We start from the raw sequence: 11357 nt of genomic DNA, 5'->3' as shown, positions 1-11357 counted from the left end.
TTGAAGCCGTTGATGGTGTCGTTGCCGGACGTCGAGGCCTGAGCCAGCAGCTTCACGCGCAGGTCTGCCTGCGTCCACAGCGTGCCGTCGTCGAACGCGATGTTCTCGACGCCCTGGCTGAAGAAATCGTCAAGCTCCGCCTTGAGCAGGATCGAACTGCCGTCGCCGGCGCCCGGCGCGCTTTCGGCGATTATCAGCGTGAGGTCGTTGCCGTTGCGAACCAGGCTGGCGGCAGCGGGATCGACGCCATGCAGCGTCAATGTGTCGATCGTGCTGAAGTTGCCCGCAGTCCCCTCGATGATGGTGTCGTTGCCGTCGCCTCGCGCATACACGTAGGTGTCGTCGCCCGCGCCGCCGGAAAGCGTGTCGTCGCCCTTGCCGCCACGGATCACGTCATTGGTATTGAAGCCGTTGATGACGTCGTTGCCATCTGTTACCGCCTGCGCGAGCAGCATGACCCGGAGGTCGCTCGGGGTCCACACGGTGCCGTCGTCGAAGACGATGTTCTCGACGCCTTGGGCGAACCAGTCGTCCAGTTCTGTCTGGAGCAGGACTGATCCCCCGTCGCCGGCGCCGGGCGCGCTCTCGGCAAAGACCAGCGTCGCATCAATGCCGTTGCGAACGAGGCTGACGTCGCCCACCGCGATGTTGTGGAGAACCAGCGTATCGTTGCTGCCGCCGCCGCTCTGCACGTCGGTATATTCGAAAATCGTGTCGTTGCCGTCGCCGCGCGTATAGACGTAGGTATCCGCATCGAATCCGCCGGCGAGATAGTCGTCGCCGAGGCCGCCGGCGAGGGTGTCGGCATAGGAGAAGCCGTAGATGGTGTCGTTGCCGTCGGTGCCGGCGGTCGCGTCGAAATTCCTGATGATATCTTCCCAACCGAGGTAGCCGCCGTCGGCGAACGTGAAGACCTCGATACGGTCGGTCATGGTGTTGAGCAGGCCGTAATCCACCTCGAATTGATTCTTGATCGTCACGACCTCGCCCGTCGCGTTGATCAGGAATTGCAGATCGTTGGAGCCCCCGTTCCGCTGCAGCGTGACATCCGACTCGGTGATGCCCGCTCCGAAGTGCACGTAATCGCGGTTCTCGCCCCAGATCCAGCTTTCGCTGTCGTCGATGGTCACGTTGCCATCGCCCGCGCTGTAGAAGTACTGGTCGGCAAGGTTGCCGCCGGACATGGTGGTCGCGCCGTAGCCGGCATAGAGGAAATCGAGGTCTCCAGTTCCGATCAGGCTGCCATCCGCCGCCGGCCGCAGGTTGAGGCCTACCGCCTTTGCGATGTCGAACTTGTCCCAGGTCGTGCCGTCGGCGAATTTGACGATCTCGACCGACTCGTCGAAATCCTGGAATGCCGTGACGAGCCCGGGCCGGCGGCCTGCGAATTCGTCGACGACGCGGATCTGGTCGCTCGTGCCGTTCTGGCTGATGACGAGATCGATCCCCTCGCGCGTGAACGTCAGGTCCGAAACGTTCAGGTGGGCGAACCAGATGCTGTCCTCCTGGCTGTCGCCGAGCCCCAGCCATTCGTCGTGGATCGTGGCGTGGCCGAAATTGTAGCCGACGACGTAGGCATCCTGGCCGCCTTGCCCCAGCGCGGTCTCATTCGGACCGTTGATGTAAAGGATGTCGTTGCTGGTATCGCCGCCGGTGGTGGTGCCTGGGCCCATGAAGATCTCGGACTGCGGCATGTCGAACAGCGACGCCGCGACGTCCTTGATCGGGATCGCGACCGGGACGTTCTCGTAAGCCGCCACGATGCTTTCGAACAGAAAGGGGTCGGTGACCTGCCGTCCCTGATCGTCGCGGTGGAAGTCCGGCAGCATCATGCCGATGATGTTGTTCCATTGCTTCAGATAGGCTTCGGCATCGGCCGGCACAGTCGGCGTCGCAGCGAATACCTGCTGCAGCATCGGCTGCAGCTGATACGCCGTGGTCGGACGGAAGAAATCGCTGCTCGCATCATAGGCGATGCCGGCGAAGAACGGGCTGAGCGGACCCTGCGCGGCGAGCCGGACCGCGAGCTTGTTGATTTCGTTCCAGGCCGACGTCACCGCGCCGGCAACGTCCGCGATGAAGGCGGCGGTGGGATTGACGGGCACGCTGAGCCCGATCAGGTTGCCGGTATAGCGCTCCAGAAAAGCGATGTCGCCCGCGGACAGCTTGTCCCAGCTTCCCTGCTGCGGCGTGCTCGCCAGCACTTGTTCCTTGGTCGGCCGGTCGATCACAAGGAGATTGGCGTCATAGACCGGCTGACCGCTGGCGTAGGCATAATAGGTGCCGAGATCGTCCTGCTTCTCGATCAGGTAATCATAGACGATCGCGCCCTTCTCGGTAGTGGCGCCGACGAAATCGAAATCCTGGGTCGGCTCGGTGCCCGGCGTGCCCGCCGGAATCGGAGTAGCGGCCGCCCAAGCGCCGAGGACGGGCCGCACGGCTGCCCTTAAGCTCGCAAGCGACAGGCTGTTCAGGCCGGGCATTGCCGCATCGACGACGCCGATCAGTCCGGGATCAAGCGTCATCGCGACGTGCAGATCGGTGACCGTGCCGAACCCCTTCAGGTCCGGCCGGCTGGCGGCATCGGCGCTGACCGAGGAGTCGCCGGTCCATCTGGTGTTGTGATTGTCCGTGTCGAGCTGGACCTCGCCGACCATGCCGGTGCTGCCGTCCGCGCGTTTGAACGTCCCGGTCGCGATGATGTCGTTGCCGCTGTCGGTGATGGTGGAGGGCGTCGAGCCGACCGCGATCGAGACGATGTCGTAATCGGAGAGCGCATGCAACTCGCCGGCATCGGTCACGCCGTCCTGGTTGGCGTCGACCCAGATTTTCAGGGAATCCAAGGTGTCGGAGACGTCGACGACGCCGTCGCCGTTGAAATCGGCGAGCCCGTTGTCGCTTGCGTCGACCTTGCCGTCATGGTTGCCGTCGAGCGTCGCCAGTTGCGCAAAGCCCCCAGCCTGCGGGCCGCCGAACATCTCGCTGTCGTTGTCGATCTTGCCGTTGCCGTTGAGGTCGCGCACCAGGATGCCGTCGTTGGCGTCGACCCAGCCCACCGGCGCGGCAAACTGGTTGTTGTTGATGTCGAAGACGACGCCGGAGCTGTCCCGCCCCGTCAGCGGGATGCCGTTGCCGTCGAGATCGAGTACCAGCGGGTCGGTGCCGTGCAGCTGCCAGCCGTGCAGCGCCGCACCGATCTTCTTCAGCGACTGCAGCATGATGGCGGCGGCCTGGAAGCCCGTCGTCCAGATGTTGCCGCTCCTGATCTCGTAATGGACGTCGATCACGTAGAGCCCGGCGGTGCGGCTGGTGCCGTCGGTGCTGAAATTGAAGCGGGGAATGAAGGTCTCGTTGCCGCTCGCGTCGAGGATCACCAGGTCGCCCTGCTGGTTGCGGCCATAGCGCTCGCCATGGATGCCATAGGCGTAGACGCTCTCCGAACCGCCCCAGTGAACGCCGCCCGTCAGCGTGCTGCCGTAATAGGTGATGTGGTCCGCAGTGCCAGCGTTCTGGAACAGCAACTGACCGTTGTGCGATGCCTCGACCTTGTTGGCCCCGCCGCCGGACTTCACGATGGTGCCGGGCCCGGTGGCTTTTACGGTATTGTTGCCGGTGCCGAGGTTGATCGTGAGACCGGCGACCGAGCTACCGATGATGTTGCTCCCGTCGCCGAGACTTAGCACGTTGAAATTCTTGAACTGGGTATCATAACCCTTGATTTTGTTGTTCTCGAAGGTGATGCCGCTGCTGTTCGGTCTGAGATCGAGGGTATTGCGACCCCCACCTCCATCGATCTCCTGCAATGGCTTCAGGAGATCGCCGCTATCTGCTCCAATCCGCACCACATCGTCTTTATCGGAGAGCTTGATTTTTTCGACGGAGAAGAGTCTGTCTCTCCCGCCGTAGCCGTCATCGGAGACGAGGATTGGCGTGAGGCCATCCATCTTGTCTGCACCCGACGCCGCCGCCTTGTCGATGTTGACGGTCACACCATGGCTGGGGGCGAGCTGCCTGTCGCCTATCGAATAATCGGCGGTGTCGACGCCGTCGCTTGCGATCGCGGTTTTGCGGTCGCCGCCGTGAGCACATCGTCGCCGCTGCCGCCTGAAAGCGTATCGTTGCCGACGCCGCCGTACAAATAATCGCGGCCTGCACCACCGTTGATGCGATCATTACCGCCTAACCCAATAATGAGATCTCTGGAGTTATCGTTCGCAGCGAAAGATCGAGGACATCCGGTGTCTTGTTGCTCGCTTGGTCGAAATACGCGATGTCGATGGTATTACCTTCCGTATAGGAAATATCCGTTCGAAATGTCGACGGGCTAACATTGAAAATCGCATCGTATCCGACCTGCCAATAGGCAAACGGGTTACCTGCTTCTTGCAATATCTGGTTCGCGACCGCCTGAGTCCGCCCGATGTGATCAAAATTGGGATTGTTGAAATCATTTGTACCCGGGCGACTAAAGGTGGGATTTCCGGTCACCGGATCCAGCAGGTCATAGAATCCATAAATTGCATGGACTAGTTCATGTATTACGCTGCCGCCTACGTTTTCCAGTTGGAAACGGCCGTCACGGCCCATCCATTGGAGAGTCCTTGCTTCATCCAAATCGATCGTCGCGGTGCCCGAGTTGATGGCGGCTCGCGAGCCTTGGCCCGCGTGGTTGAGCAACCAAATCTCCCTTGTCGCAACACCCGCGTCCAACAGCGCTCTAGCCGTTGGGGAACGATCGTATAAATTTTGAAGAGCGCTTAGAATGGTTGATTTGTCGGCGGGCGAGAACGCGCCCCCATATCCTGCGGCCGAAATTCCATTCACCAGCGGTGGTGAGTCGTCAACGCCCCAGAATTTAATCTTCGCAGCAACATCGGACCAGGCCATCACCGTCTCCTGTATTGATAGAATCAAACGTTACTGCGGCCTCGGAAGTACATCTCTCGAGCGGTCATAGCTCCGAACCTCTGCGTCCCATTTCATGTATTGTTCCTCGCTGACAGGAAACCCCACCAGATGATGTTCGCCATCTTCAGCTGAATACATGACAACCTCATAATCCCGATCCAGCTGGTTCGGGGTGTGAGGATAATGAATACGTGCAGGAGAACCCGGCACTCCGAACGTAACATCAACCGTTGCGCCGGTAGCAGCATGACCAGTGCGAACGTCCGTAATTTTCAACCGGGCATAGAACAGATGGGACGGGAGCGGAGGCGACGTTCCTGATTGATCCCGCCCGACCAGATAAGTCAGCCGACCCTCAATGCGAACCCGGGCGATGACGACGTCACGGGCTGTCTTAGGTAACGTCGAGCTATCCAAGCTCTCAGGCACCCGATCGAGAAAATAGGCAATCGGCGGCTTGTCTTGCGTCACCATCTGCGCACAGCTCTCGTGGTTCATGAAAGGGAATACGGCAATGACCGCAATGACAGTGAGCACGGTGCGCCGACCGTGCTTCAAATCTCGTGAACCGGTTGAGGAACATTGCGGTCCAGGATAGCGCAGCTTTCGCAAAGCGATCAGCCCCACCGCAACCGCTTCAACGATCCATCCAGCGTTGATCACCGCCGCTCCTGATAATTCATGTCATCGGCTCCGGCCACCAACGGGAGTCTTTCCGGTCGCGATGTGAAGCTGCGTGTTGGAGGATCGTTCGCCGCAGAGTCGCCGGTGCGTACCTCCATGACCGCAGCCCCGGCGGGCGATCGACCGCGAAACCACGCCCGCGCAATCTAGCGCACGCGAGCCATCGCGCGCGGGACGATCGCAGCCAAGTCCCGCTGACAATGAAATGGGTGTGTCTACGACGCGCAAGCGGCGGCCATCAAAGCCGCTCCCCTCGCGACGCCGCCCCGAATCCCGCCCCTGCTCGCGGCATTCTTGCATCGGTTTATTGTTCCCCGCCCGGTTGCGACCACCGAAGATTGAGCCGCAACCTTGATGCCAACCGTATCCACAATATCGAAGAATGCAAACAGAGATTGCAGGGCAAAAATATTTTTTGGTGGAGAGAATAATCGGTCGAAATTATCACGCTTCAGAAACAAATTTATTCAATCGGCGCGCGTCAATATGAACGAAGCCGCGTTCGCGGACATCATGAGGGGAATGGAACTCGCCTTGACGGTCGAGGTCCGGTGCGGCCGCCGCAAGAACGGCGCGTAACTCGATAACTACCACCATGCGCTACGGTCAGCCCAGACGACAGCCATCTATTTTCTCCTGTCCTTGCCAGCCAAGCCTTGCTTCTCTTCAAGCCTTTGCGTCGCGGTCGACGCGGACGGACAGCTGCCAAAATCAATATGGCCACGGATGCGGCGGCGACCTCTTCAAAAAATATGACAATCGAACCTGCTCGCCTTCTTTGAAGGCACACACATGATAGGAGACCGTAGTCTCAGGCCGATCACCCAGACTCACCAGAAGAACGTGATTGGCGTCGTTGCGATCCTGAAACCAGAAGTCGCTGGCGCCCAGTTTTCGATTTATCTCCGAATGGCCAAAATGAATGTCGTTGTATTGAACGTAAAAGGAAGCTTTCAGGATTTTGCCGCTGCCATATTGCTGATCGCCGAAATTGTCTTCGACGAGGAAGTTCGCTTCAGACGGATAACCGGAACCGACACGCGCATGCACCCAGGTAATTTGCTCAACGAACCTCACTTTGAGTCGCGAGCAGGTCCTGGTGCCCGAAGGCAATTCAAACTCTTCGCCGTCCGGGGCGGTCGATGACCACCACTGTGGGTAAACCGTTTGCCCGGTTTTTGGTTGAAACGAACCCGGAGGATCGTTCATCGCATAGGCCCTTTCATACGGCGAGGTGACGCAAAAAAGAACAATCAAAGCCACCCAGCGCGCAAGACCGCTTGAGCGCCGCGCGACACCGATCACGTTCGCTACGCTTCGGGCCGAACCGAAGAGATGTGATTCGAAGATTGCAGAGCGGCGACGCTCTCTCAGTCGACCATCCCGAGCAGGTTCCACTGACAATGAAATGGGTGTGTCGACTGCGCGCAAGTGACGGCCATCAAAGCCGCTCCCCTCACGACACCGCGTCGAACCCCGCCCCTGCTCGCGGCATTCTTGCATCGGTTTATTGTTCCCCACACGGTTGCGACCACCGAAGATTGAGCCGCAGCCTTGCGCCAACCGTAACTGCAATATCGGGGAATGCAAACAGAGATTGCAGTGAAAGAAATATTCTGTGAGAAGGGAATGATTGCTCGAATTATCGCGCTTCAGAAAAAAAGTTTATTCAATCGCGTTCCAATATGAACGAAGCTGCGATCAAACCAATGGAGCTTGCACGACCGACTTCAAATACGGAAATCAGCATTGCTTCTCTCCCAAGTTGGAATTTGCCCCAGTTATTGCTTTCCCGTAGACCTGAGGCGCGTGCGCTCGTACTCCAAAAACTCTTTTCTCCCACTCGCGGTAACTCGCTTCGTTGCTCGGGAACCCGGCGAGGTGGAGCCCGCCACCCCTCCATAGATCGCCACGAAATAATCACTGGCCAATTGCTGCTGCGTCGCGGGACGCGGGATGTATGTGTGACTGTTGTCTGCTACCCCAAACGTCGCGTGGATCATCGCTCCCGCAGGCTCTCATGCCGGTAGCGCAGCAGCGGCGACAGCAGATATTCGATCAGCCGGCGGGTGCCGGTCTTGATCTCGACGGTGACTGCCATGCCCGGCGCGAGCCGCACCAGCCGGTCCTCGACCTGCATCTGCGTCTGGTCGAGCGCGATCCGCGTCGAATACAACAGCTCCTGCCCTTCCGGCTCGCTGGTGTCGGACAGCGCGCCGCCGGCTTTCACGGAAACGGCCCGCGCGGCCGGTTTCTCGCGGATGATGGCGTCCTGCGAGACGCTGACGACTTTGCCTTGCAACAGGCCGTAACGCGTAAAATTGAAAGTGTCGATCTTGACCTCGGCCTGCTGGCCGGGGCTGACGAAGCCGATGTCGCGGTTGGAAATCATCGCTTCCGCCTCAAAGTGGCTGTCGGCGGGCACGACGACCATCAACTGCTGCGCCGGCGTCACCACGCCGCCCACGGTGTGCAGCACCAGCTGCTGCACGGTGCCGTCGATCGGCGAGCGCAGGATGCGCTCGCCACTCTTCTGCTCGGCCTTGACCAGGTCCTGGGAGAGCTGCGCCACCTTCTTTTCGGCTTCGGCAAGGTCGTTGAGGACCTGGCGTTCATAGCCTGACCGCGTCTGTTCGACCTGCTGTTCCAGTGCCTGGCGCGCGGCTTTCACCTCCGCGATCCGCCCCTGCTGAACGATGCGCTCGTTCTGCTGCTCGACCAGACGGGTCTGCGCCTCGAGATACGCGATGTGGTTGCCGTACTGGATCTCCATCGCCTTGCGGCGGATCGTGGCGCCCTGTTCGAGCAGCGGCAGCGACGCGTCGATCTTGGCGATGGTCGCGGCGATCGACTGGCCTTCCGCCACCTTCTGTTCGATCTGGCGCTGGATGGAGGCGAGCTTTGCTAGTTGCTCGGCGGCCTGCGCCTTGATCGCGGAGCGCGTCCGCGCGACATCCGGCTTGGAGGCGCCGGCGGGCGCCGTGAGCTCCCCCGGCACGTCGCTGTCGAAACTGTCGCGCAACGCCGCGAGACGCGCGACATCCAGCCGGCTCGCGACGAGGTCTTGCGCGATATGCTGCCGCTCGGCTTGCGTGACGGTGCGGTCGAATTCGATCAAAACCTGGCCCGCGCTGACCTTGTCGCCATCCTGGACGTGGATGGCCGATACGATGCCGGTCTCCAGCGGCTGAATGGTCTTGGTCCGCCCCGTCGGAACGATCTTGCCGGAAGCGGTGGCGATAATGTCGACGCGGCCGAACACGCCCCATGCCACCGCCAGCACGAAGAACAGGATGATTGTTGCGCCGATCGCCCGGCCCGCTGGCGAGGCCGGGGTTTCCAGGATCTCCAGCGCCGCCGGCAGGAACTGGCGCGCGCTTTCCTGTTGGCCCCATCGCGGCCGGCCGGCCCTGGCGCCGCCGTCTTTTGGCAAGGCTTCAACTGACCACATGGAAACCCGTCTGCATCTGGTGAAGGGTAGCGTAGCGCCCGGCTCGTTTCATGAGCTCGTCGTGCGTGCCGTCCTCGACCAGCCGTCCGCCTTCGATCGTGATGATGCGGTCGGCATGCCGCACCGCCGAGAGACGATGCGCGATGATCAGCACCGTCCTGCCGGTTGAAATCTTGCGCATGTTCCGTTGGATGATGTTCTCGCTCTCGTAGTCCAGCGCGCTGGTGGCCTCGTCAAAGATCAGGATGCGGGGATTGGTGACGAGCGCGCGCGCAATCGCGATCCGTTGGCGCTGCCCTCCCGACAGGCTGGCTCCGCGCTCGCCGACGATGGTGTTGTATCCGTCCGGCAGTTCAAGAATGAAGTCGTGGGCGCCGGCAAGATCTGCCGCGGCGATCACCCGCTCCATGCTCATTCCGGGATCAGCCAGCGCGATATTGTCCCGGATCGACCGGTTGAAGAGCACGTTCTCCTGCAGCACCGAACCGATCTGACGCCGCAGCCACGCGACGTCGGCCACCGTCAGATCCACGCCGTCGATCAAGATGCGTCCGCTCTCCGGGACATAGAGGCGCTGCACTAGCTTTGTCAGCGTGGATTTGCCGGAGCCCGACGGGCCGACGATGCCGATCACCTGGCCCGCCGAAATCTTCAGCGAGATGTCCTGCAGCGCCAGCGGCCCGTCGACGCGGTAGCGGAAATTGATGTGATCGAAGGTGACATCGCCGCGAATTGGCGGAAGCGCCGCGCGAGCCGCATTGAACGCCGGCTCCGGCGTGGTGTTCAGGATGTCTCCAAGCCGCGCGATCGATACCCGCGCCTGATGAAAATCCTGCCAGAGCTGCGCCAGCCGCAGCACCGGCTGCGCAACGCGGCCGGCCAGCATGTTGAACGCGATCAGCTCGCCGACGGTGAGCTGCCCCTCGATCACAAGGTGCGCGCCGAAGTACAACGTCAGCGCAGTCACGATCTTGCTGATGAACTGTACCAATTGACTGGTCCAGTTGCTCAGCGACAGCACATCGAAGCTGGAACCGACATATCCCGCCAGCTGTTCTTCCCAGCGCCGCTGCATCTGCGGCTCGATCGCCATCGCCTTCAGCGTCTGGATGGCGCTGACGCTTTCGACGAGGAATGACTGGTTCTCGGCGCCGCGATCGAACTTCTTCTCCAGACGCCGGCGGAACACCGGCGTCACGCCTGCGGACAGGACGATATAGAAGGGGAAGGAGCCGACGACGATCCAGGTCAGAAGCGGCGAATAGTAGAACATCACCGCCAGAAAAACGAAGGTGAAGCCGAGATCGATGACCAGGGTGAGCGCTGAGCTGGTTAGAAAATTCCGGATGTTTTCCAGTTCCCGGACCCGGGCAACGGAGTCGCCGGCGCGGCGCGTTTCGAAATAGGCGATGGGCAACGCGATCAGGTGCCGAAACAGCCGAGTACCCAGTTCGACGTCGATCCGGTTGGTGGTGTGAGAGAACACATACGTTCGCAGCCCGCCCAGAATCATTTCGAAGACCGTGACTGCGATCAAGCCGACGACCAGCACGTCCAGCGTCGTAAAGCCGCGATGCGTCAGCACCTTGTCCGTGACGACCTGAAAAAACAGCGGTGTAACGAGCGCAAACAGCTGCAGGAAGAAAGAAGCAATCAACACCTCGCCGAGAAGGCGGCGGTATTTGTGCATCGCCTGCAAAAACCACGTGAAATCGAACCGGCGCGCGACATCCGCCAACGAGGCGCGGCGCGCCATCAAGACGACGCGGCCCGTCCAGTCGTACTCGAACTCAGCACGCTTGATGATGTGAGGGCGATTTTCCGAAGGGATTTGAACGAGTGCGTCGTCTGCAGCCACTTTCCCGACGATGAAAAAACTCTTGTCTTTCAATTCGACTATCGCAGGCAGCGGAAGCTTCATGAGGCCTTCCCACGTCGTGGTCACTGCCCGTGCCTTCAGCTTCAAATCCTTCGCGCAACGCAACATCTCCGTCACGCCGATCGCCTCACCAGAAAACTGGTGGCGTATCTGATCAGCGTCGACCGCAATCTGATGGAATCTGAGCAGGAGCGACAGGCATTCCAGGCCCGAATCTCTCCCCCCGCTCTCCATACGTGTCACCCCTACTCGACCTCAGGTCGTTTAACAGGATTTTACACGGGGTAAAGCGCAAAGCGGGTGGAAGCGGGCTTTCAGCGGACTGTTGCACGAACTGAGATTGTTCCAGGTGGCATGAACTAATCTTTCGGTAGCTTACACCGGGGGCTGCCATAGCGTCCGCTGCTGTCCTGATGGACCTGCCGGATATCAGCC

The 11357-nt window shown here is 60.5% G+C and carries 8 protein-coding genes; all 8 read right to left on the bottom strand.

The window, feature by feature from the left end:
• On the bottom strand, positions 1 to 3989 hold a 3989-nt coding region (locus ACFE72_RS01340), incomplete at its 3' end, for a calcium-binding protein (protein WP_375411246.1).
• Between the two features lie 29 nt (positions 3990 to 4018).
• The gene (locus ACFE72_RS01335) at positions 4019 to 4165 is read right to left on the bottom strand and encodes a hypothetical protein (RefSeq protein ID WP_375411469.1); all 147 of its coding nucleotides are present in this window, start codon (positions 4163 to 4165) and stop codon (positions 4019 to 4021) included.
• 14 nt (positions 4166 to 4179) lie between these two features.
• On the bottom strand, positions 4180 to 4887 hold the full coding sequence (locus tag ACFE72_RS01330; RefSeq protein ID WP_375411245.1) for a hypothetical protein: 708 nt from the start codon (positions 4885 to 4887) through the stop codon (positions 4180 to 4182).
• A gap of 30 nt (positions 4888 to 4917) precedes the next feature.
• A complete protein-coding gene (locus ACFE72_RS01325; RefSeq protein WP_375411244.1) occupies positions 4918 to 5571 on the bottom strand; it encodes a hypothetical protein in 654 nt (217 codons plus the stop codon).
• Positions 5572 to 6036: 465 nt separating this feature from the next.
• Positions 6037 to 6189, bottom strand: coding sequence for a hypothetical protein (locus ACFE72_RS01320; protein ID WP_375411243.1), 153 nt, complete (start codon positions 6187 to 6189; stop codon positions 6037 to 6039).
• A 114-nt stretch (positions 6190 to 6303) separates the two neighbouring features.
• Complete coding sequence (locus ACFE72_RS01315; protein ID WP_375411242.1) at positions 6304 to 6897, bottom strand: hypothetical protein; 594 nt, start codon at positions 6895 to 6897, stop codon at positions 6304 to 6306.
• 694 nt (positions 6898 to 7591) lie between these two features.
• Positions 7592 to 9043, bottom strand: a complete 1452-nt coding sequence (locus tag ACFE72_RS01310) for an HlyD family type I secretion periplasmic adaptor subunit (protein ID WP_375411241.1) — start codon at positions 9041 to 9043, stop codon at positions 7592 to 7594.
• Positions 9030 to 11156 (bottom strand): type I secretion system permease/ATPase, encoded by a 2127-nt coding sequence (locus ACFE72_RS01305; protein WP_375411240.1) that lies wholly within the window; start codon positions 11154 to 11156, stop codon positions 9030 to 9032. The genes ACFE72_RS01310 and ACFE72_RS01305 overlap by 14 nt, the downstream gene beginning before the upstream one ends.
• Positions 11157 to 11357: the final 201 nt, after the last annotated feature.

Origin of the sequence: uncultured Bradyrhizobium sp. (assembly GCF_964252615.1) — a bacterium.
Taxonomy (GTDB): Bacteria; Pseudomonadota; Alphaproteobacteria; order Rhizobiales; family Xanthobacteraceae; genus Bradyrhizobium.
The sequence above is the reverse complement of the archived record's forward strand: the minus strand, read 5'-3'. Positions and strand labels throughout refer to the sequence as shown.

What these genes read in the sequence shown, in the direction of transcription:
- ACFE72_RS01330 (WP_375411245.1), bottom strand. Translation starts at nt 4,887, where the DNA reads ATGGCCTGGTCCGATGTTGCTGCGAAGATTAAATTCTGGGGCGTTGAC.
- ACFE72_RS01320 (WP_375411243.1), bottom strand. Translation starts at nt 6,189, where the DNA reads ATGGTGGTAGTTATCGAGTTACGCGCCGTTCTTGCGGCGGCCGCACCG.
- ACFE72_RS01310 (WP_375411241.1), bottom strand. Translation starts at nt 9,043, where the DNA reads ATGTGGTCAGTTGAAGCCTTGCCAAAAGACGGCGGCGCCAGGGCCGGC.
- ACFE72_RS01305 (WP_375411240.1), bottom strand. Translation starts at nt 11,156, where the DNA reads ATGGAGAGCGGGGGGAGAGATTCGGGCCTGGAATGCCTGTCGCTCCTG.